At 68.1% G+C, this 21,742-nt stretch carries 14 protein-coding genes and 1 tRNA gene; 2 read left to right on the top strand and 13 right to left on the bottom strand.

Annotation, left to right across the window (positions count from 1 at the left end; genetic code table 11):
- Nucleotides 1–1,022: 1,022 nt before the first annotated feature.
- Nucleotides 1,023–1,436, bottom strand: coding sequence for a transposase (locus ABZ098_RS26845; protein ID WP_356595282.1), 414 nt, complete (start codon nucleotides 1,434–1,436; stop codon nucleotides 1,023–1,025).
- Here ABZ098_RS26845 and ABZ098_RS26850 point away from each other — a divergent pair.
- Together ABZ098_RS26850 and ABZ098_RS26855 are read left to right on the top strand one after the other, a co-directional pair.
- Nucleotides 1,318–2,319 carry an SIR2 family protein gene (locus tag ABZ098_RS26850; protein WP_356595284.1) on the top strand — a complete coding sequence of 334 codons (1,002 nt, stop codon included), beginning with the start codon at nucleotides 1,318–1,320 and terminating at the stop codon, nucleotides 2,317–2,319. The two genes, ABZ098_RS26845 and ABZ098_RS26850, sit on opposite strands and share 119 nt — an antisense overlap.
- A 66-nt stretch (nucleotides 2,320–2,385) precedes the next feature.
- Nucleotides 2,386–3,156 (top strand): hypothetical protein, encoded by a 771-nt coding sequence (locus tag ABZ098_RS26855; protein ID WP_356595286.1) that lies wholly within the window; start codon nucleotides 2,386–2,388, stop codon nucleotides 3,154–3,156.
- On the opposite strand, the gene ABZ098_RS26860 is transcribed toward ABZ098_RS26855, so the two are convergent.
- From ABZ098_RS26860 to ABZ098_RS26915, 12 genes are all read right to left on the bottom strand, one after another.
- A complete protein-coding gene (locus tag ABZ098_RS26860; protein WP_356595288.1) occupies nucleotides 3,124–4,542 on the bottom strand; it encodes a radical SAM protein in 1,419 nt (472 codons plus the stop codon). The two genes, ABZ098_RS26855 and ABZ098_RS26860, sit on opposite strands and share 33 nt — an antisense overlap.
- Nucleotides 4,543–4,605: 63 nt before the next feature.
- Nucleotides 4,606–5,664 (bottom strand): queuosine salvage family protein, encoded by a 1,059-nt coding sequence (locus ABZ098_RS26865; RefSeq protein WP_356595290.1) that lies wholly within the window; start codon nucleotides 5,662–5,664, stop codon nucleotides 4,606–4,608.
- Nucleotides 5,665–5,667: 3 nt separating this feature from the next.
- Complete coding sequence (locus ABZ098_RS26870) at nucleotides 5,668–8,712, bottom strand: SUMF1/EgtB/PvdO family nonheme iron enzyme (protein WP_356595292.1); 3,045 nt, start codon at nucleotides 8,710–8,712, stop codon at nucleotides 5,668–5,670.
- A gap of 275 nt (nucleotides 8,713–8,987) precedes the next feature.
- Nucleotides 8,988–9,461 (bottom strand): transposase family protein, encoded by a 474-nt coding sequence (locus tag ABZ098_RS26875; protein WP_356595294.1) that lies wholly within the window; start codon nucleotides 9,459–9,461, stop codon nucleotides 8,988–8,990.
- On the bottom strand, nucleotides 9,398–9,724 hold the full coding sequence (locus ABZ098_RS26880; protein ID WP_356595296.1) for a transposase family protein: 327 nt from the start codon (nucleotides 9,722–9,724) through the stop codon (nucleotides 9,398–9,400). Before ABZ098_RS26880 ends, ABZ098_RS26875 begins: the two co-directional genes overlap by 64 nt.
- Before the next feature lie 1,296 nt (nucleotides 9,725–11,020).
- A tRNA-Thr gene (locus ABZ098_RS26885) sits at nucleotides 11,021–11,097 on the bottom strand.
- A gap of 107 nt (nucleotides 11,098–11,204) precedes the next feature.
- The gene (locus tag ABZ098_RS26890) at nucleotides 11,205–12,833 is read right to left on the bottom strand and encodes an alpha/beta hydrolase (protein ID WP_356595298.1); all 1,629 of its coding nucleotides are present in this window, start codon (nucleotides 12,831–12,833) and stop codon (nucleotides 11,205–11,207) included.
- A 95-nt stretch (nucleotides 12,834–12,928) separates the two neighbouring features.
- Nucleotides 12,929–14,134 carry a DNA polymerase III subunit delta' gene (locus ABZ098_RS26895; protein ID WP_356595300.1) on the bottom strand — a complete coding sequence of 402 codons (1,206 nt, stop codon included), beginning with the start codon at nucleotides 14,132–14,134 and terminating at the stop codon, nucleotides 12,929–12,931.
- A gap of 167 nt (nucleotides 14,135–14,301) precedes the next feature.
- A complete protein-coding gene (gene tmk / locus ABZ098_RS26900) occupies nucleotides 14,302–17,496 on the bottom strand; it encodes a dTMP kinase (protein WP_356595302.1) in 3,195 nt (1,064 codons plus the stop codon).
- Between the two features lie 173 nt (nucleotides 17,497–17,669).
- On the bottom strand, nucleotides 17,670–20,504 hold the full coding sequence (topA, locus tag ABZ098_RS26905; protein ID WP_356595304.1) for a type I DNA topoisomerase: 2,835 nt from the start codon (nucleotides 20,502–20,504) through the stop codon (nucleotides 17,670–17,672).
- Nucleotides 20,505–20,763: 259 nt separating this feature from the next.
- Nucleotides 20,764–20,961, bottom strand: coding sequence for a hypothetical protein (locus ABZ098_RS26910; protein ID WP_356595306.1), 198 nt, complete (start codon nucleotides 20,959–20,961; stop codon nucleotides 20,764–20,766).
- A gap of 276 nt (nucleotides 20,962–21,237) precedes the next feature.
- A complete protein-coding gene (locus ABZ098_RS26915; protein WP_356595308.1) occupies nucleotides 21,238–21,738 on the bottom strand; it encodes a hypothetical protein in 501 nt (166 codons plus the stop codon).
- Between the last annotated feature and the right edge of the window lie 4 nt (nucleotides 21,739–21,742).

The following is a 21,742-nucleotide window of genomic DNA, read 5'->3' on the forward strand; positions in this document are numbered from 1 at the left end:
CGGACTGCCCGCTCGGGATCATCCCCGAACGGGCAGTGAGTGAACGGCCTGTGACCAGCCATTTCATCGCTGAGCCGCCTTCGGGATTCGAACCCGAGACCTACGAATTACGAGACCATGAGCGATCGTGTTGCGTGGTGCTTCGTCGTGCTGTCCGGTGACGTTTTTCCTGACCAGGACACGTGAGACAGGTTGACCCGTGCCACCCCGTGATGCACCGTCCAAAGGCGTCCGTCCACCGGCGGAGCAGACGGATGAGGTCAGTGACGGCACTGCGTGGCTGCACGCGTATCCCCTGCCGGGGCCGGAGGGTTACATGAGGGCGCTTAGCCGACCTCGACAAAAGCACCTTCGTCGCTGCCAGCCGGATGACGGCCAGAGCCCAGACGGGCAGCCTTTGCACGCTCGGCGCTCCGGAGCGTGAAACCGGCACCGAGTTCAGCACGACCGACATCCTCGAGGACGGGCGGAACCGAGGTTGATCGTCATCGAGTGCTCCAGTCTCGTCCACTTCCTCCTCGACTACGGCCAGACCGGCACCGCGATCCGTGAGCGAGTGGGTCGCGCCGACACCCTCGCGGCGCCGGGGCTGCTGGCCCACGAGATCACCTCGGCCGCCTTCGGGCTGGCTCGCGGCCGACGAGGGAGCAAGCCGAAGATCGTGGCAAAGGAGGTCGTGTCCCCGTCGTGGTGTGGCCGATCACGGTCCGTCGCCTCCGCTTCGGAGCCGTCCGATACGTGCCACTGCGGGCCGTCGGCCGATCACCGCTGGTCCCGACTCGGCGGGACGCCATCGCAAAGGAAGCCCAGAAGGCGATCACCGACGATCAGGCCCTCGCTCTCGACCTGTACCTCACGCTGGTCCTGTGGCAGCGTAAGCGAGCTGTCGAACAATCTCTCCGTCCAGGACGCCCATTACGTAACCCTGCTGAGAGTCTCGGCGTCCCACTGATCACCAACGACGCCAGGATCGAGCGCAGCGGGCCAGCACGCTGCAAGATCCTTCGAGGCACCTGCCCCGATCAGGTTCTGGCGTTCCCCCGGTTCTCTCGTCGAGGGCCTAATGGACGTGCCGACCGCCGAACTGTCCGCGCACGATGTGTGCCTGGCGTTGTCGGCGGTGGAAGAACCGGCGTGTCTGGGCGGCGAGTTCGGCTGGCTCCTGGCCCGATATAAATGTGAGGCAGGTTGCCTTCGAGGTCGGCGTTGACCAACTCGTCTGGGTTCAGCTCGGGTGAGTACGAGGGCAGGAAGTGCAGCTCGGCATGGTCCTTGTCGTCGGCGAGCCAGTCCCGGTCGACCTTCGAGGTGGGCCGAGTGCCGGTCGACGACCAGGCGGACCTTCCAGTCGAAGTACCCAGTGAGCCGGGCGAGGAGGCAGCACACGTCCTGCGCGTCGAACGAATCAGTGACGACCATGAAGTGCATTCGGCCACGGGTGCCGATCGCGGACCTCACGTTCACCGAGAAACGGTAAACAATGCGGCGGACGGTGTCCTGACGGGCTGTCATGAGCGACGGTATCCTGCGTTGGTGGCCGAACCGATCCCTCTTGAACTGATCGACGCCGTACGCAACGAAGACGCTGTCCTGTTCTGTGGTGCTGGCTTGTCCGTGTCTCAGGGACTGCCCGCAGCCGGTGACCTCGCCCAAAGCATTGCCGCTCGTATGCAAGATTTCGACGGCGATCCCAAGAATCTCACCCAGGTGGCAACCGCCTACGCGGCGCTCAGGGGTCGGCACGCCCTGATCTCGTTCGTGGTGGAGTCGCTCATGCGCCAGCCCTGCCGCCCCGGCCCGGCGCACGCCGACCTCGCCGGACTCCCCTTTCACGCCTTCGTCACGACAAATTGGGACACCCTAGTGGAGGGAGCGCTGCAGGCGGCGCAGCGGCGACACCAAGTCGTCGTGACGGACAGCGATGTACCTTTCCTCACGAGGGCAGCGGTCCCCGTGGTGAAGATCCACGGCGAACTCGCCCGACCAGAAACGCTTGTCATCACCGACCGGGACTATTTCGACCTCTTCTCGCTGCGACTCTCACTGACTCGCCTGTTGGACCACTACTTCAGCACGAAAACACTGGTGTTCGTCGGATTCGCACTCGCCGACCCCGACTTCAAGCAGCTGTTCCACGCGTGCACACAGCGTTTCGGCCCCCTGCGTCGCCACGCGTACGCCGTCCAGCTCGGGCCGGCTTCAGCCGATCGTCACATCTGGCAGGCCGAGCAGGTTGACGTGATCGACGCGGACGCCAAGGACTTCGCTGCGGACCTGGTGCGTGCAGTGGCATTGCCGCAGTCCTCCGGCACCGCGTGAAGGGGCTCCGTCAGCCCGTCTTGCCGCACGACGCCACAGTCCGCACGCATAAGGGCAGGTGACCAGTTGCGGAACGCTCTGCGCAGGATCAGCCGGGATGTCGTCGCACGGCGTAATGTCGACGCGTACGTGGTGTCGGCCGCGGCTCTGGGATTCGCCGTAGTCGACTTGATCAGCGATGTCGTATCCGACAGGATGCGTTGGACCGTGCTGCTCGCCGGCATATCTCTTCTCGTCTTCCGCATCACTCTTCCGGCGCAGCGAGCCGGAGGACGCGACTTCCTGTACGACCGACAACACCTCGCCGAAGTACCGCTCAGTGAGCGGATCGAGCGCGCCCACACGCTGTGGGTACTCGCTCCGTCGGCGGTGAATCTGCTCGGTCCGGAGACAGTCTCGGCTCTTCGTACCGGCATGCTTTCCAAGCGCGGCTCTGTCGTCAGGATCCTGATCCTAGATCCTGACCAGGAGCAGGCCGTACAGATCGCAGAACAGCAACTGGACAGCAGCCTGCGCTTCCCGATCCAGTCGCTGCGACCCTCCATACGCACGACGCTCGAAAGGCTGCACCTTATGGCGGGCTGGCACGTGGCTGGCAGTCTGGAATGGCGCCTGCTCGACCTCAGTCCCGGGTTCAGCCTTGTCGCGATAGATCCGGGCGAGCGTCACGGCGTGCTCATCCTCGAAATCCACGGCTATCACGGCGACAGCATCTCGTCGCGGATGCACGTCGAACTGCGTCGGGAGGACGATCCCCGTTGGCACGACTACTGGGCCGATCAGTTCGAAGCCCTGTGGAACGCGTCAGCCGGACGTATGGGCACCCCGTCTACGTGACACCGGCGCGGCATGCCAGGCCGCCGGAGGCTTACGTGGCATCGCGCCCGGATGCAGATAGCTCGAGACGGCATTGGTCAGGAGAAGGCTTTCGGCGGACAGGGCCAGGCCCTCGCTGCGACGTTCGAGTACTCCGAGGTCTGTCAGGCGGTTCAGTTTGGACGCGAGTTCCTCGAGTTCGGCCGCCGATGTCGCGGTCGGCGGTGGCACCGGGGTGCCGCTCCGCAGCCCGCAGATGATCCGCCGCATCTCGAGCTCGACGGCCGAGAGCCGAGTCACGAGGTTTATTGCCCGGTCCACCTCGCCCCAGTGCGGCGACCGCTGTGCGAGAAGCGCCCGGTAGCCCGCCACGTCGCGCTCCCGCTGAACAAGACCGTCGGGGAGGAACGAATAGCTGCCCGAGCCAAAGCCCAGGTGCCGGAAGGACTCGTACCGGTGCCGCGTCCATCGGTGGAGATCCTCGGCCCCGCGCACGAAGGCGGTGCCGTATCCAGGGATGTAGCCGAGGTCGTACAGGGCGCTCTGCACGGTCCACAGCTCCTGCAGGAGGTCGTCCGCCGACGGCAGCGTATGCAGTGCCGTTCGGCTGATCGGGATGTTCTCGACAGCCCACAGCTGATAGATGCTGACACTTGGCACGCGCATCCCCTGAGCCCGAAGATCGTTTACGGCGGACACGATGTCGCGTCCCTCCTCGCGAGGGCCTTCGGGTCCTCGCGGGTAGCCGACGAGGAAGTCGACGTTGTAGGTGGCCACCGCCTGGTCGACCGCGGCAACCAGGGCCTGTGTCGCGGAGATAGTCGCCGCGGTCCGTCCCATGCGGCTAAGGACAGCATCGCTCCAGGCCTCCACACCAACGCTGGCCCTGGTGACGGGAAGTTGGCGCCGTGAGGTGAGGGTCTGGAAGAAGGCGGCCCACCCGTGGACGTCGCGTCCCTGCTCAGGGGCGCACTCGATCGTCACCTCCACGTCGGCGCCGTAGGGCAGCCGCAGGGCTGCGGCGATCCGGTCCAGCAACTGGTTGAGCTCGTCGGCAGAGAGCATGGTGGGCGTGCCGCCACCCAGGTACAGAGCCCGGAGGGGCGGCACGCACTCTATGCCACCGAACAGTCGTAACTCCTGGCTCAGAGCCTGGAGATAACTGGACACCATGCCTTCGTTCTGAGCCGTCTGCCGGTGAAGACTGCAAAAATTGCAGTTCATACGGCAGAACGGGAAATGCACGTACATCGAGAAGTCCGGCCACACGACGGCCTCCGCGATGTCGAACCCTCCGCGGGAACTGCGGCCCAGAGCGACATAGGGTGGTGGGTAGGTGTACGTGAAGCTGTGAGATTCCGGCGATATCCCTGGTAAGAGATCGCTGACCTTGCTCCGTTCCCACATGGTGACCCCTGATTTGCCAGTCCGGTCGGTGGATCCTGCTCAAAACGGGCGGCGTGTGCCCGGTCAGTAGTTCTCCGTCGCCACGATCGGCTCCCAGTAGGCGCGCGTCTCAGCCTTGACGCTTCCCGGGCACCATCCTTCAAACACGCACCGGGTGCTGTCCGCCATGTCGAGGTAGGAACCGAACGAGTCGTTCTCGGCCTTACGGCTCACGCACATGGGTTCGTGCCGGCAGCAACTGCGGGCGTGGGCCCACAGCAGCACATCGAAATCGAACATGGGCATGTCTGCGAGACCGGGCAGCTTGCTGCAAACGTCCAGCGAGATTCGGCGGATCTCGGTCTCCAGTTCCGGCTCGACCGGCAACTGAGCGCGCAACCGTTGGGCCGTCCGAGGGTCGCCGATCTCGATACAGCCCGTGCGGAGCAGGACACGCATACGGTGATAGTCGATCATGGGCTGGATGGAGTCCTGGTCCCGGATCGTCCACCGTTTCGAGAAGTGCACGGTCATGAGGAACGCGCTGCTCTTCTTCTGCAACGGGTCCTGGAACGCAGACAACTGCTCCAGGAGCGCGTAGGCGCCGGTTAGACCTCCGGCCCGCTGATCGGCACGGCCGAGAAGCGTGGTGACCCTGCCGTCGAACGTCCGCAGCAGTTCCTCGGCCGTTGTGCGGAGGATGGCTGCGCGACGGTCGAGATCGGTGAGGTTGACCTGGGTATCGGTACTGTGCGATGTGAGGAGTCGCAGGAGGTCGGCGGCCGTGAAGGCAGACATGTTCTGCGGCGAGAGGACGGAGGCGTCGGCAGCCGCCTGTGCGCTGAACGCACGGAGCAGGAAGTCCCACCCCTTAAAACGTTGCTCTCCGAATACGCCCGCCAGCCCGCCCTTTGTCGCGTGGCACACCGCGGCGGTCCAAAGGTAGGCACGGAACGCCTCCTCGTCGGGGACCGGTGCCACCGGTGTCATCTGAGCCGCGAAGTCCGCGGCGAGAGGAAGGGAGCCGAGGCTCTTGGCCAGTTGCTCGACCCTGCTGTTCACCACGGTGACGATGACCTGCTGTGCTGTCTCCGGCACTAAATTCTCCTCTTCGGACTGATACAGGCATTCGGATTGATACAAGGTTCAGGATGCGTCGGCCGCTGTGTACGCCATGCGGAAGCCGACGTATTCGTTGCGCGTCCCAGGAGACAGCGAATACTTGTTGCTGACGACGCTCGTGCCTTCCGCGGAACCCGCCCAGGAGCCTCCCCTGGCGCACTTGTGCTGGCCCGTCGGGGGGCCTTGAGGATCCACGACCTCTGTCGGGTCATGGCCAGGAGCCCACCAGTCGGACACCCAGTCGAACGTGTTGCCACACATGTCGGCCACTCCGCAGGGGCTGTCACCGTTTGCCGGTGTGTACTGTCCGATCGGTGTCGTACTCCCAGGCCCGCCCACGCGGCTGTTGCCCTTGGCGGGGTCGAAGGTGTTACCCCATGACCAGTACGACTGCGTACCTCTGAGCGGATCCCAACCGGCCGCCTTCTCCCATTCGGCGGCGGTGGGAAGGCGAGTGGGCAGGCCGGCTTCTGTTGCGAACCACGCGCAGTACTCCGTCGCGTCCCACCACGACACCTGGACCACCGGGTGCTCCATGAGCCGGTCCGGCGGCTCACCGCCCTCCCAGTGGTCGGGTGCACGGTGACCGGTGGCGCGGACAAAAACCCGGTACTCGTAGTTGGTCACCGGATACCGCTGGATGGCGAAAGCCGAGACCGTCACCCGGTGGCACGGTTGGGAGTGTTCGAAACGCACGTCATCCGTGCCGAATAGGAAATCTCCCCCGGGCACGTCGACGAAGAGGGGTTCGTCGCCTCCCGCATGCGGGGGTGTCTCCCCGAACATGGCACGTCGGGCAACACGCCGGACCGCGGGGTATTCGCTCAGCAGAGCCAGTTCGAAGAGAACAGTCTTACGGGCATCGGGACTGCCGACAGCCCAGTTCAGCACTGCGAGACGGACCGGCGGACTCTCCGTGCCCAACATCCGGGTGCACTCGGCCCATACGTCGACGTCGCACTGTTCCGCCTTCGCGGTCCACCATGTGATGTCACTGTCGTAGTGATACGCGGCATGGAGTGCAAACAACGCCTCGGGCGGACTGAACTCCAGTTCTTCCCTGTGTCGTTCGACCAATTCCCATTGCGGACGGCTGGGTAGGATCTTCACCTGCCGCCAGTCGACCGACGATTGCTGCAATAACTGCCGGACATACTTGAGTTCGATATCGCGAGGCTCGATCCAGCCCCACACTTTGGCCGCCAGTACATCGTGCGCCAGCTCAAATACTTCTTCTCCGCGGCCTTGCACGGACCGAATTACGCGCGCCTGCATGAGGTCGTGCAGTACCTGTTGGAGTATGCCGTCCGAGACATCCAGACGCCTGGTGATGACATCGCGGGCGATTTCCTTGGTGGACATGACATTCTTCGTTCGATCAGCCGAGACCATGCATTGCAGAACACCTTTGGCAACTGGCAGGAGTTCCGCTGCTAGAACGTCCAAGGTGTGGTCCAGGTAACGGGCCAGGATGGCATCTGTCCCGCCCAACGTGCCGTAGAGCTCCGCCTTGACCGAGCGGGAGCCAGGAGGGATCTCTCGCTGAAGAGTGTGTCCGATGATCTGCAGCTGGCATGGGTCAATGCCGTCGTCGTCTAGGTCTTCCATGAGTCGCGCGACGAGCCCCGGATCGATCTCGATGCCGACTTCTTGGAAGATCTTGTTCAATACATCGCTCACCTGGCTCCGGCTGAGACGGCGCACAACGAAGTGGCTTCGCAGGATCTTACCCAGAGGGGGGCTTAGCTCCAGCAAATAATGGAGGAAGTCATCCCGAATCACAAGAGCGATGCGAATGTCCAGAGAGGCGTCCGTAAGACAGGCATGCAGCTGCTCGGCAAAGTCACGTCTGGCCCCCGGACCGACACGTAGGAAGAATTCCTCGAACTGGTCGATCGTGACCACCAAAGGCCTTTTGCGCGAACATGAGGAAAGCGCAGTCCGGAGATCCTCCGATGCCCATTCTTCTCCGTCCTCTATCAAGCGAAGCGCATTGAGGATCTCTTTGGTGGGATGATCCAGCGCCCGGATGGTACAGGTGTCGTAGCCCTTGGCATGAAGCCTGGGAATGAGACCGGCGTTAACAAGAGAAGTCTTACCCACCCCCGAAGGCCCTACAATCACGGTCAGAGGGTTCGTGGCGATGATCATCGCCAGACTTTCCGCCTCGTCGTCTCGGCCGAAGTAAATCTTGGATTCCTGCTCGGTGTAGTAGTCGAGAAATTTGAAGGGTCCCAAGCTGTGCACGCTTTGGGGCGCGACCGAAGCAATCGAACGTCCCGCCGGATCACTAGCGTCTACTAATTGCTGCAGCACCACCCCCAGTGGACCTGAGACCACTTCGTATCCGCGGCTCTCCCAGACCCGAACAATGACCCTCTCATCGTTGGCTATATCTTCCGTAAGAATATATCGTCGGCGAGAATGAGTGGAGGACATCTGGAGAAGTGTGTGCAGGGCTTCCAGATACGGGTCGTCAAGACCGTACGCGATAAATACCAGCGTCTTCGTAAGCAGGATACCTCGGACCATAAGTTCCAGTTGATCGATCGATGTCGACAGGCGCATCAGCCTGTCACTGCTCAACGCGACGCTGTCAGGTTGTGAGAGACAGCCTGTCAGTTTGATCAGCCAGGGCTGTCGTTCCTGGGACGTGTACCACGTCGCAATCGGATCGATGATGACCGTGGACGTCGCATTACCGATGCGACGCAAGGCCGTCTCCGCATTGAGTGACACGCTGGTGGTGATCAGGGCCTGTGATGCCAAGCGAACAGCGAGCAGCAGTTCATGGGGGATGTCAGGATCTGGCGCACCCATCTGCTGCCTGAGCAACGCAATCAGCGCGTGCCGACCGCGCAATGCCTCGTACTGGGAGACCAGGCTAGGCAAATCCTTAGTGGGGCGGATGTCACCCCCTGGTAGATTGAGCTTCGCCCCCAGCAATAAGGCAAGTTCAGCGCCTGAAGCAGCTCCCGCAGGAGGCCCGGGATTGAGCGCATCACCAAGGACCGGGACCACATCGGCCACAGCGGCGGCTTCGAGTAACTCTCTCGGCACATCGACCATATCCCCGACCGCGCTTCCCCTGGGTTCAACTGACGGTACGTTAGCAGCAATGCCTGAGCGCGTCAGGAGTACCGGGAGGCGCCGAGGCGGAATTCAGACGTGTCCATGGTGATCAAGTCTTCATGCAGGGGCTTCGGCGTAGTTCGATGTCGTCCGTTCTGATCACGTGAGGACAAGAAGGACGAGGGGCCGGGTTTGGTCTCGGGCTGCCCGTCGGAGGCCTGAGGCGATGTTGCGGCGCCGGTCAAGCGGAGAGCTCACAGGGCCTCGACGGCTCAATGAAGACGACATCTTCGATTCCGCAGGTCGTCGGAGCTGGTGAGAGTCGGCAATCTTGTGCTGTGCCGGTCGAGGGTGGTTTTCCTAGCCCAAGATCGTCTGACAGCCAGCAGGTGACTTCGATGTTGGTCAGCACGAGCAGGGCCCGCAGCAGGGTGGTCGCGCCACGGGGCCAATAGCCGCAGCTTGGTGTTGATGCGCCAGTTCTTGAGGTGCGCGAACGCGTGCTCGCAGACCGCGCGGACGGACGCCATCAGCTTGTTGACCTGCTTCTTCGCAGGGGTGAGGGGCGCGGTACGGACGGTCGTGTAGCCGGTGATGACCACGGGATTGTCCACATCATCGTCCAGGCCGGTGAACCCGAGGTCGCCGATCGCGCCCAGCTCATGGGCGCGCAGGCGCTCGACTAGCTTGTTGTAGGGGCCGTGGTGATCTCCGAGGAGCGTCCCAGGCGAGCCGCGGACAGCCACAGCAGAAGGCCCTTGTCGTCGGTCAGCGCGAGGAAGAGCAGGCTGTGGGCCTTGTGTTTCCCGCTGTAGTTGCGGCGGTTGTCCGCCCCGGTGCGACGCCGGGTACCGATCAGGGTGCCGTCGACCAGGACGACGTGGCAGCCCTTTCGGATGACTTGTCTCAGCGTCCTCTCCAGCCGCGGGGCCCGCGCGGCGAGCAGTTCGATCACCTCCATCACCCAGCGGCGCACCGTGGTCGCGGAGACGCGGTTGCCGCCCGCCATGTCGGAAAGCCACTGGTCATGACCGAGAACGGCGAGGGTGATCGTGGCGATATGAACTGCCGCCGGGGCGCAGGTGTTACGGCCCCAACGGCATGCCGTGGGTGGCCGAGCACGCTCACAGCGTGGCGGTGAACTTCCCGTCGGCCAGCTTGCGGGCCAGCCCCGCTCGGCCAGCCGGTTTAGCTTCGCACGTAGCGCCTCCGAGCAGGCCGGCTCGGTGGACATCCCCAGCTCGGCGCAGACCTGCTTGACCTGACCGGCGTATCCGCCCGCCGCACCACATCCATGATCCGCTGGTAATCCGCGGGGAGGACCGCCTCGTCCATGCCGCGCTCGCGCTGCGGCACCAGCAGCACCGCACGGCCCGCGACCTGCCCGGCAGCCTGCGCCGGCGTCGCTTCCCGATCCGTTTCGGTGTGCAACTGCTCGGCCAGCCGACGCGCCGACCCGCTCGGCAACAGCGAGTTCCTCCAGCTCGTCGCGCACCTCCTGAAGCTGCTGGCTCAGCTTCTCTGCCTGCGCCTCCAGTTCGGCCCTGCGGGCGGTGATCAGCTCACGAAGGGGACAGTCCCGCGCTCGACGTCAAGGTCGCCGGTCTGCGCGCGGTGCTGCACGCGCTTCCTTCCGTCAGCGGGACGGCGGCGATCCATGATCTTCGCTCAACCGAGTGGAGTGTCCTCTGGGCTCAGTCACCATGGGTGTGGCCGGCGCGACTACTGGAACCTGCCGAAATGAAGATCCACCATCTGAAGTCGCTGGTCGCGGGGCTGGTGTGAGTCGTTGACCGTGTGCTCGTGCTGGGCACAGGCGATTGGCTGAACTCTAGATCGCCCGCCGTTTCGGTGGTTGCGGATTCACGGGTTTCTCGGCGTGAGTGAGGCGCCTGTCCGTGCCATCCGCGGGAGGTACATCAGGTGGCCAGGGACGCGGAAGCGGGCCTTTCGATCCCGGACTGCACATGAGAACTGTCGGGACCGGACAGCTCCAACGACGCCGATCGACCAAGAAAAGACCGGACCACTTCATCGGTCGCTGGTCGGCAGCGAAAACTCCCTGATGGACTGTCACACACGGCGTCCACCGGCTGTCCACCGAGAGCCCTGGCACGAGCCTGATCCATCCCTCCCTGGCAGAGAAAAGGCCAGGTCAGACGCCTAAATCTGAATCTTCGTCACAGAAGTGGCCCCTGCGACCTACGCATTACGATGCGTAGACCGCAGAGGCCCGATTAGCCCGAATTCCAAGGTCACTCAAAACAAGAAACCCCAGGTCAGAGGCCCGACCTGGGGATCCCCATGGAGCCGCCTTCGGGATTCGAACCCGAGACCTACGCATTACGAGTGCGTTGCTCTGGCCATCTGAGCTAAGGCGGCGCGCTGTCCGCACCATGGTGCGATCAGCAACGTCGGTAAGTCTACACAGTTTCCGGGGGTGCTCCGCACCGGCCCTCGGGGCACCCCCGGCCGCTCCGGTGACCGGGCTAGGAGCAGCGTTTCCCGGGCACGGGAGGGGTGCCGCGGAGCAGGTAGGCGTTGATCGCGGAGTCGATGCAGGCGCTGCCGCGGCCGTAGGCGGTGTGGCCGTCGCCCTCGTAGGTGAGCAGGCGGGCCGAGGTGAGCTGGGCGGCCAGGGCGCGGGCCCAGCGGTAGGGGGTGGCCGGGTCGCGGGTGGTGCCGACCACGACGATGGGGCCGGCGCCCCGCGCCTCGATGCGGTGCGGCTCACCCGTGGGCGCGACCGGCCAGTACGCGCAGCTCAGGGAGGCCCAGGCGAGGCCCTCGCCGAAGACGGGGGACGCCTTCTCGAAGGCCGGGACGGCCTTCTCGGCCTCCTCCGGGCTGTCGTAGGCGGGCGGGAGGTCGAGGCAGTTCACGGCCGCGTTGGCGGACATCAGGTTGCTGTAGCCGCCGTCGGCGTCCCGCTCGTAGTAGCTGTCGGCGAGGACCAGGAGACCGGCGCCGTCCCTCTCCTTCATCGCCGACGTCAGCGCCTCCCGCAGTTGCGCCCAGGAGCTCTCGTCGTACATCGCCGCGATCACACCGGTCGTGGCGAGGGCCTCGCCGAGGGTGCGGCCGTCCGCGTCGCCGGTGGGGATCGGGTGCGCGTCGAGCTTCCGGAAGAAGGCCTTGAGGTTCCGGCCGACCTCCGGGCTCGGCGTGCCCTTCGCCCCGAGCGGGCAGTCCGGCTGCTGCACACAGTCCTTCGCGAACGACTGGAACGCCGTCTCGAAGCCCGCCGTCTGGTCGAGGTTCACCCGGCGCGCGGGCAGCGAGGGGTCCATCGCCCCGTCCAGCACCAGCCGTCCCGAGCGGCCGGGGAACAGTCCCGCGTACGTCGCTCCGAGGAACGTCCCGTACGACGCCCCCACGTAGTTCAGCTTCTTGTCGCCCAGTGCCGCCCGCACGATGTCCATGTCCCGGGCCGACTCGACGGTCGACACGTGCCGCAGCAGCTTCGCCGAGTGCGCGCCGCACGCCTCCGCGAACTTCTTGTAGGTGTCGACGAGTTCGGTGACCTCGCGAGCGTCGTCGGGGGTGCTGTCCGTCTGCGTGTACGTGTCCATGTCCGGCCCGTCGAGGCACTCGACGGGCTCGCTGCGGGCGACTCCGCGCGGGTCCACCGCGACGATGTCGTAACGGGCCCGCACCTGCGCCGGGTAGCCGATCCCGGCGTACGCCTGGACGTAGCCGACCGCCGAGCCGCCCGGTCCGCCCGGGTTCACCAACAGCGACCCGAGGCGCTCGCCCGGCCCGGTGGCCTTCTTGCGGGAGACGGCGAGCCGGACGTCCCCGCCGGCCGGCCGGTCGTAGTCGAGCGGCGCCCTCAGCGTGGCGCACTCGAAACCGGGGACCCCGCAGCTCCGCCAGTGCGCCTTCTGCCCGTAGTACGGCGCGAGGGCCGCCGGTGTCGACCGCGGCAACGCGCCGAGGGCCACGTCGGCGGCCGAGGTGGCCGATGTCGTCGAGGCGCCCGCGGAGCAGGCGGAGACGAGCAGGGCGGCGACGGCGAGGAGGGCGCCGCCGGTGCGGGCCGTGCGCACCGGTGCCGCCTGTGCCCGGCGCAAGGGGAATTTCCGGCTGCTGGGGCGGGGATTTCGCCTGATGTGCATCGAGCGAGCGTAACTCTCCGCGATGGATCACATGCCCTGCGTGAACGATCCGGCCCGTACGAGTGACCCGTCAAACGCCTGATCACCGCCGGTGCTCAGCCCGCTCTGAGGGCCATCGTCATGGCCTCCACCGCGAGCAGCGGGGCCACGTTGCGGTCGAGGGCCTCGCGGCAGGCTCCGATGGCCTCGATACGGCGGAGCGTGGTCTCCGGGGAGCTGGCGCGGGCCAGCCGCTCCAGGGCGTCCTCGGCGTCCGCGTTGGCGATCGCCACCCGGGAGCCGAGCTGGAGGGCGAGGACGTCCCGGTAGAACGCCGTCAGGTCGGTCAGGGCCAGGTCGAGGCTGTCGCGCTGGGTGCGGGTGCGGCGGCGCTTCTGCCGGTCCTCCAGGTCCTTCATCACGCCCGCCGTGCCGCGGGGCATGCGGCCGCCCTGGGAGGCGCCCATCGCCGCCTTCAGCTCCTCGGTCTCCTTGCCGTCCATCTCCTCGGCGAGCTGCTTGGCGTCGTCGGCCGCCGCGTCGACGAGCTCCTGCGCCGCCCTGAGGCAACCGCCGACGTCGTCGATCCGCAGGGGCAGCTTCAGCACGGCGGCACGGCGCTCGCGCGCGGCCGGGTCGGTGGCGAGGCGGCGGGCCCGGTCGACATGGCCCTGGGTGGCCCGGGCGGCGGCCATCGCGGCGGCCGGCTCGACGCCCTCCCGGCGCACGAGCATGTCGGCGACGGCCTCCACGGAAGGGGTGCTCAGGTTCAGGTGGCGGCAGCGGGAGCGGATCGTCGGCAGGACGTCCTCGATGGAGGGTGCGCACAGCATCCAGACCGTGCGGGGGGCGGGCTCCTCCACGGCCTTGAGGACCGCGTTGGCCGATTTCTCGTTCAGCCGCTCGGCGTCCTCGACGAGGATGATCTGCCAGCGGCCGGTCGCCGGCGAGGTGAAGGACTTCCTGACGGTGTCCCGCATGTCGTCGGCGAGGATCTGGGTGCCGACGGCGGCCACGGAGGTGACGTCGGCGTGGGTGCCGATGAGCGCCGTATGACATCCGTCGCAGAAGCCGCAGCCGGGCACTCCGCCGAGGGCCCGGTCCGGACTGACGCACTGCAGTGCGGCGGCGAAGGCCCTCGCGGCCTGGTTCCGGCCCGCTCCCGGGGGTCCCGTGAACAGCCAGGCATGCGTCATCTTCGACGCCTCCGGCGGCGGGGCGTCGGTGGCGATGGCGGTGACCAGGGCGTCGGCGTCCCGAGCGGCGGCCGCGAGCTGCTCGCTCACCCTCTCCTGGCCGACCAGGTCGTCCCATACGGTCATGGGTCACGCCGCCCTTTCGTCATGGTTCGCGGTACGGGATCCATTGTGGGGCCGACCACTGACAACGGGGGCCGGCGGTCGGTTGTCAGGCACGCCCGACCGCACCCCCGGGGGCGCGGGGAACCGCGCGACCAGCCACGACGAACCCCGCACCCGAAGGACGGCCCTCACCGCCCCCGGCGCCGCCCGTCTCCGTACCCCTCGTCATGCGGCCCGAGCAGCTCGTCGGCCAGCGAAGGCAGGTCGTCCAACGGGGTCTCCTCGGCCCAGTCCGACCGAGCCCTGCGCCGCGGTGTCCCCGTCTCGTCGACCTGCGGAAGCTCCCGCGTCCGCTCCTCGTCCCGGAAGTACCCCGGCGGCACCCGGTCCGAGGGCCCCTCTCCCGGCGCCGGAGGCACGGGAGGCAGTACGGCCGTCTCGTCGGCCGAACCCGGCGGCACGACGGGCGGCAGCACCGCGGTCTCCTCGGCGGCACCCGGCGGAACGGGAGGCAGCACCGCGGTCTCGTCCGCCGCTCCCGGCGGAACCGGCGGCTGCGGCAGCTCGGTCGTCACCTCGGAGTCGGAGACGGACCCACCAGTGGCCTCGTCCGCGGAGGAGTCCTCGTCGTCCTTCTCCATGGACACCCGGGGCAGCACAGCCGTCTCGTCCACCGGGCCACCCGACGCGTTCGTCGGCGTCACCACGGGCGTGGGCACGGTCGCCGCGTCCATCCCCACCGCGGGCGTGGCGGCCTGCTTGGGCCCCTCCTCCGCCGCCGCGGCCGCGGCCTCGGCGAGCCGTCGGGCCTCCTCCGCCCGCAGCAACGCCTCCTCCGCCTTGCGCTGCTTCTCCAGCCGCTGTTCCTCGGCCTGGGCGCGCAGGCGCGCCTCCTCCTCGGCCCGCTTGCGGGCGGCCTCCTGCTGGGCCTTGCGCCGCGCCTCTTCCTCCGCGCGTGCCTTCTCCTCGGCGAGGAGCCGTGCCCGCTCCTCCTCGGCCCGCCTGCGCGCTTCCTCGGCCCGCAGCCGGGCCTCCTCCGCCTGGCGTTCGGCCTCGCGGCGCTGGGCCTCCTCCAGCTCGCGCCGCTTGCGCTCCTCTTCCTCCGCCTTCAGCCGCGCGAGCTGCTCCTGGCGCTCCCGCTCCAGGCGCTCCTCCTCGGCCTTGCGCGCGGCCTCTTCCTCGGCCTTGCGCCGCGCTTCCTCTTCGGCCTTGCGGCGGGCCTCCTCCTGCTCCCGGATCTCCTGCTCGGACAGCGGCAGCATCTGGTCGAGGCGGTGCCGTACGACGGTCGTGACGGCCTCGGGCTCCTGTCCGGCGTCCACGACCAGGTATCGCCCGGGGTCGGCTGCGGCCAGTGTGAGGAATCCGGACCGCACGCGCGCGTGGAACTCCGCGGGCTCCGACTCCAGCCGGTCCGGCGCCTCGGTGAACCGCTCGCGGGCGATCTCCGGGGACACGTCCAGCAGGACCGTCAGATGCGGCACCAGACCGTCCGTCGCCCAGCGGTTGATGCGGGCGATCTCCGTCGGGGACAGGTCGCGGCCGGCGCCCTGGTACGCCACCGAGGAGTCGATGTACCGATCGGAGATCACGACCGCGCCCCGCTCAAGGGCGGGCCTGACCACGGTGTCCACGTGCTCCGCGCGGTCCGCCGCGTACAGCAGCGCCTCCGCGCGGTGCGAGAGCCCGGCGCTCGACACGTCCAGCAGGATCGACCGCAGCCGCTTGCCCACCGGGGTCGCGCCCGGCTCGCGCGTCACCACGACCTCGTGACCCTTGGCCCTGATCCACTCGGCGAGCGCCTCGGCCTGGGTGGACTTCCCGGCCCCGTCGCCGCCTTCCAGAGCGATGAAGAAGCCGGAGGAGGCGGGCACCGTCTCCGGGTCGTCGCCGCCGAGCAGCGCGTCCCTCAGGTCGTGCCGCAGGGGAACCCCGGACCGGTCGTCGACCTTGGCGAGCACCAGCGCGGCCACCGGCAGCAGCAGCGCGCCGACCAGCATCAGGGTGAAGGCGGCGCCGCCGTGCGCGAACACGAACTTGCCGTTCTCCAGGCGGTGCGGTCCGATCGCCGCGGCCACCACGGGGGCGACCAGCGCGCCGAACGCCACAGCGACCCGCACGACCGCGTGCAGGTGCTCGGTGGTCCGGGCCCGCCGGTACTCCTCGGTCTCCTGGTCGAGCAGGGTGTGCCCGGTGTTGGCTGCCACGCCCGCGCCGACACCGGCCAGCGCCTCGATCAGCAGCACGGTGGTGACGTCCGGGACGAGCCCGGCGGCCAGCAGGGCGATGCCGGTGAAGGCGATCGCCAGCGCGAGCAGCCGGCGCCGCGACAGCGAGACCAGCACCCTGGGCGCCGTACGGACACCGACCACGACGCCGCCGGTCAGCGCGAGCACCATCAGCCCGTACATCACCGGGCCGCCGCCCAGGTCCTTGGCGTGCAGCACGGCGACGGCCACGGCGGCCGCGATCGCCCCGGCGACGGCGGCGCAGGCCGGCACCAGCAGCGGGATCGCGCCGGTGCGGCCCTTGTCGACGCCGGTGCCCGTCTTGGGCCGGCGCAGCCCCTCCAACGGCGAACGCGCGCGCGGGGTGCGGGTGTCGGGCAGTTCCAGGAAGGTCAGCAGGGACAGGGACGCGGCGAACAGTCCGGCCGCGACGTACGACGCGAGGGCCGCCTGGTGCTGGCCGAACCAGTCGATGCCGGAGCCCAGCACGTTGTTGAGCAGGCCCGCGACGACGAGCGCGGCACCGGCCAGCGGGATCGCCACGAAGGTCGTCCGCAGCGACAGACGGCGCAGGGCGTCCAAGTGATCCGGCAGCGGCCGTACGGTCGCCCCCTCCGGGGGAGGAGCCGGCAGCAGGGCGGGCGCCGCGCTCTCGCGGCACACGGTCCAAAAGCGCTCGGCGACCCCGGTCACGAAGACGGTGACCAGGATCATCGCGAGGGCGTTGCCCGGCATCCAGTCGATCCACAGCGGCGCGACGATGAACAGCGCGAGCCGGACCCCCTCCGCGCCGACCATGGTCCAGCGGCGGTCGAGCGGCCCCTCCTGCGAAGTGAGCGCGGTCAGCGGGCCGAGCAGGACGGCGCCGAAGAGCAGCGTCGCCAGGACGCGCGTACCGAAGACGGTCGCCACTGCGAACGCCACGCCCCGGTAGCCGCCGCTGAACGAGCCCTCGGCGATCGCCGCCTGAAGGGCCAGCAGCACCAGCACCAGGAGGGCGAGGGTGTCGCCGATCCCGCCCACGAGCTGGGCGCTCCACAGGCGTTTGAGCTGGGGCCTGCGCAGCAGGGCGCGGACGGCGCGCTCGCGGGAGTCCGCGACCAGGGCATCGTCGGGGGCCGGCTGAAGGGCCGTTGGCTGCTCGGCACGGGTCATGCATTCAGCCTATCGGGAGCCACCGACAGCCCGGAGGGCCCGTCCTGACGTGCGCACGTCCCGACACCAAAGTGATGCCGGGACGTTCGCATTGCGAAGCCTCGGTGGAGGATTCAGGCCCGGGAACCCGGCCCGAAGAGGGCCGGACTCACTCCTGCCCGAAGAGGCCGGACTCAGTCCTCGGACGCCGCCTTCGACGCCGCCGCCTTCTTCGCGGTGGCGGTCGTCTTCTTCGCCGCCGTCTTCTTCGCGGCCGTCGTGGTCTTCTTCGCCGCGGTCTTCTTGGCGGCCGTCGCCTTCTTGGCCGGGGCCTTCTTCGCGGGCGCCTTCTTCGCCGTCTTCTTGGCGGGCCCCTTGGCCCGCTTCTCGGCGAGCAGTTCGTAGCCGCGCTCGGGGGTGATCTCCTCGACGCTGTCGCCGGAGCGCAGGGTCGCGTTGGTCTCCCCGTCGGTCACGTACGGTCCGAAGCGGCCGTCCTTGACGACGACCGGCTTCTCGCTGACCGGGTCGGTGCCCAGCTCCTTCAGCGGCGGCTTGGCGGCGGCGCGGCCGCGCTGCTTGGGCTGCGCGTAGATCGCCAGCGCCTCTTCGAGGGTGATCGTGAAGAGCTGGTCCTCGGTCTGCAACGAGCGCGAGTCCGTGCCCTTCTTCAGGTACGGGCCGTAGCGGCCGTTCTGCGCGGTGATCTCCTGGCCCTCGGCGTCGGCGCCGACGACGCGCGGCAGCGACATCAGCTTGAGGGCGTCCTCCAGCGTCACCGTGTCCAGCGACATCGACTTGAACAGCGAGGCCGTACGCGGCTTCACGGCGTTCTTGCCGGTCTTCGGGGTGCCCTCGGGGAGCACCTCGGTGACGTACGGGCCGTAGCGGCCGTCGCGGGCGATGATCTGGTGGCCCGTCACCGGGTCGGCGCCGAGCTCGAAGTCACCGCTCGGCTTGGCGAGCAGTTCCTCGGCGAGCTCGACAGAGAGCTCGTCCGGGGCGAGGTCCTCGGGGACGTCCGCGCGCTGGTGGCCCTCGGCGTCCTTCTCCCCGCGCTCGATGTACGGGCCGTAGCGGCCGACCCTGAGCACGATGTCGTTGCCCACCGGGAACGAGGAGACCTCGCGCGCGTCGATCGCGCCCAGGTCGGTCACCAGTTCCTTGAGGCCGCCGAGGTGGTCCCCGTCGCCGTTGCCCGCGTCGGCCGCGCCGCCCGCGGAGGGCGAGGCGCCCTCACCGAAGTAGAAGCGCTTCAGCCACGGCACGGACTGGGCCTGGCCCGCCGCGATGCGGTCGAGGTCGTCCTCCATGCGGGCGGTGAAGTCGTAGTCGACGAGCCGCCCGAAGTGCTTCTCCAGAAGGTTGACCACGGCAAAGGAAAGGAAGGACGGCACGAGTGCCGTGCCCTTCTTGAAGACGTAACCGCGGTCGAGGATCGTGCCGATGATCGACGCGTACGTCGACGGGCGGCCGATCTCGCGCTCTTCGAGCTCCTTGACGAGGCTGGCCTCGGTGTAGCGGGCCGGGGGCTTGGTGGCGTGCCCGTCGACCGTGATCTCCTCGGCGCTCAGGGCGTCGCCCTCGGCGACCTGGGGCAGCCGGCGCTCGCGGTCGTCCAGCTCCGCGTTCGGGTCGTCGGCACCTTCGACATAGGCCTTCAGGAAGCCGTGGAAGGTGATCGTCTTGCCGGAGGCGCTGAACTCGACGTCCCGGCCGTCGGCGGCGGTGCCACCGATCTTCACCGTGACGGAGTTTCCGGTCGCGTCCTTCATCTGCGAGGCGACCGTGCGCTTCCAGATCAGCTCGTAGAGCCGGAACTGGTCGCCGGTCAGGCCGGTCTCGGCGGGCGTGCGGAAACGATCACCCGAGGGCCGGATCGCCTCGTGCGCCTCCTGCGCGTTCTTGACCTTCCCGGCGTAGGTGCGCGGGGAGGACGGCAGGTAGTCGGCGCCGTACAACTGCGTGACCTGGGCGCGGGCCGCGGTGATGGCGGTGTCGCTGAGGGTCGTGGAGTCGGTACGCATGTAGGTGATGAAGCCGTTCTCGTACAGCTTCTGGGCCACCTGCATGGTCGCCTTCGCGCCGAAGCCGAGCTTGCGCGAGGCCTCCTGCTGGAGGGTCGTCGTACGGAACGGAGCGTACGGCGAGCGGCGGTACGGCTTGGACTCGACCGAGCGGACCGCGAACCGGGTCTGCTCCAGGGCGGCGGCCAGGGCGCGGGCGTTGGCCTCGTCCAGGTGAAGGGTGTTGGCGCCCTTCAGCTGCCCCAGGGAGTCGAAGTCACGGCCCTGCGCGACCCGCTTGCCGTCCACGCTCTGCAGACGGGCGACGAGGGTCGACGGATCGCTCGGGTCGCCCGCGCGGCCGGTCCCGAAGGTGCCGGTCAGGTCCCAGTACTCGGCGGAGCGGAACGCGATGCGCTCGCGCTCCCGCTCGACGACGAGGCGGGTGGCGACGGACTGGACACGGCCGGCCGACAGGCGCGGCATGACCTTCTTCCACAGGACCGGCGAGACCTCGTAGCCGTAGAGGCGGTCGAGGATGCGGCGGGTCTCCTGGGCGTCGACCAGCTTCTGGTTCAGCTCGCGCGGGTTGGCGACGGCGGCCTGGATCGCGGCCTTGGTGATCTCGTGGAAGACCATCCGCTTGACCGGGACCTTGGGCTTGAGCACCTCCTGGAGGTGCCACGCGATGGCCTCGCCCTCGCGGTCCTCATCGGTGGCGAGGAAGAGCTCGTCGGAGTCCTTCAGGAGGTCCTTGAGCTTCTTGACCTGAGCCCGCTTGTCGGCGTTGACGACATAGATGGGCTCGAAGTCGTGCTCGACGTCCACGCCGAGGCGGCGGACCTCGCCGGTGTACTTCTCGGGCACCTCCGCGGCGCCGTTGGGGAGGTCGCGGATGTGCCCGACGCTCGCCTCGACGACGTATCCGGGGCCGAGATAGCCCTTGATCGTCTTCGCCTTGGCAGGCGACTCGACGATGACGAGTCGGCGGCCGCCCTGTGCGGTCTCGCTGGTCGGGGACAACTTCGCTCTTCTCTCCGGTCGACGCTGGGGTCTCCCCAGGCCTTGGTTCCCGGGGTCGGGTCATACGGACGCTTGCGGAGTGTGACGGTACATCCCGCCCCCGTGTCAAACGGGAAAAGCCCGCAACGGCCACTCGAACGGTAACCCGACTACCGCCATTCCTGCCGCCCGGAGTACCCACCGGCCTTTTCGGGCTCATCCGGAGGGCGATCTCCCAATTACGGGTCGGCCCGTTAGCGTCGACCTCCCAGGATCCGTCCTAGAGACCGGAGAAGCACCATGCGCCGAGGGCCAGCGTGAGGAGCGCCGCGACGGTCGCGAGGGTCGCGGATGCGACGGGACTCACACCGTGGGCGACGGGCTCGCGATGCCGTACCCGGGCCGCGGTCCACGCCAGCAGCCCTCCTCCGAACAGGGCGAACACCAGCCCCGCGAAGATCGCCGGTCCGCTCTCCATGGTTCCCCCTGCCCCTTTTCTCCCGGCCGCGCGTGCGCCTCCGATGGAGACTGGCACGCGCGGGCGGCGCACAGGCGAACCCCGGGTGAACGCCGCGACGACACGGCAGCGGGCGGCCCCTGAGCGGACCCGTCCGGCCGCCGGAGGGTCACCGGAGAGCCACCGCGGCTGCCCCGGACGCCCACCGAACCCGTCCGGTTCTCGTCCGCTTCTCACCTTGATCCCGCACTTCCGCAACCGGACCCGCACCGGATTCGGCACGGAAACCGACCGGATTCAGACCGCGCGGGGCGGAGGTGTCGTCCCGCGGCCCACCTCACCGCCTGACGCGGCATGACGGCCGAGCGACGCCGTACGGCGGTCCGCCGCACGGAAGCCCTCCCCGGTCGGCACGACGTCGTGCCCGGCCGCGTCCGGCAGCGCGTCCACGACGGCCCGGCTCAGGCTCGCGCAGGGTTTCGCACCACGGGCCTTCGCGTCGTCGAGGTCGGCGGCCACGACCTGGCCGTCCGGCCCGTCCACGTTCGGCACCGACTTGCACGGCGTCCCCGCCCACACCGCCTGCACGCGGTCGTCGGCCTCCGGGGGCTGCGGGCCCGGGCGGTGTGCTGGGCTGTCTCGCCCCGCGTGCGTCGGCGCGTCAGGGAGCGCGATCTCCTTCAGCGCGGCCGCGCAGGCCGGCTCGTCGTCGTACGTCGGCCGGACGCGGCCCATGCCGCCCGCGCCGGGCGTACGCAGCAACCGGTAGCGGCCGTGCGGGGGCGTCTCAGAGGACATGCCC

It is taken from the genome of Streptomyces sp. NPDC006335, assembly GCF_040612795.1.
Lineage (GTDB): Bacteria > Actinomycetota > Actinomycetes > Streptomycetales > Streptomycetaceae > Streptomyces.

Bases quoted from the DNA above. Each gene is read 5' to 3' on its own strand.
- ABZ098_RS26860 (WP_356595288.1), bottom strand. From the start codon at position 4,542: ATGTGGGAACGGAGCAAGGTCAGCGATCTCTTACCAGGGATATCGCCG.
- ABZ098_RS26870 (WP_356595292.1), bottom strand. From the start codon at position 8,712: ATGGTCGATGTGCCGAGAGAGTTACTCGAAGCCGCCGCTGTGGCCGAT.
- ABZ098_RS26880 (WP_356595296.1), bottom strand. From the start codon at position 9,724: ATGGCGGGCGGCAACCGCGTCTCCGCGACCACGGTGCGCCGCTGGGTG.
- ABZ098_RS26890 (WP_356595298.1), bottom strand. From the start codon at position 12,833: ATGCACATCAGGCGAAATCCCCGCCCCAGCAGCCGGAAATTCCCCTTG.
- ABZ098_RS26895 (WP_356595300.1), bottom strand. From the start codon at position 14,134: ATGACCGTATGGGACGACCTGGTCGGCCAGGAGAGGGTGAGCGAGCAG.
- tmk (WP_356595302.1), bottom strand. From the start codon at position 17,496: ATGACCCGTGCCGAGCAGCCAACGGCCCTTCAGCCGGCCCCCGACGAT.
- ABZ098_RS26910 (WP_356595306.1), bottom strand. From the start codon at position 20,961: ATGGAGAGCGGACCGGCGATCTTCGCGGGGCTGGTGTTCGCCCTGTTC.
- ABZ098_RS26915 (WP_356595308.1), bottom strand. From the start codon at position 21,738: ATGTCCTCTGAGACGCCCCCGCACGGCCGCTACCGGTTGCTGCGTACG.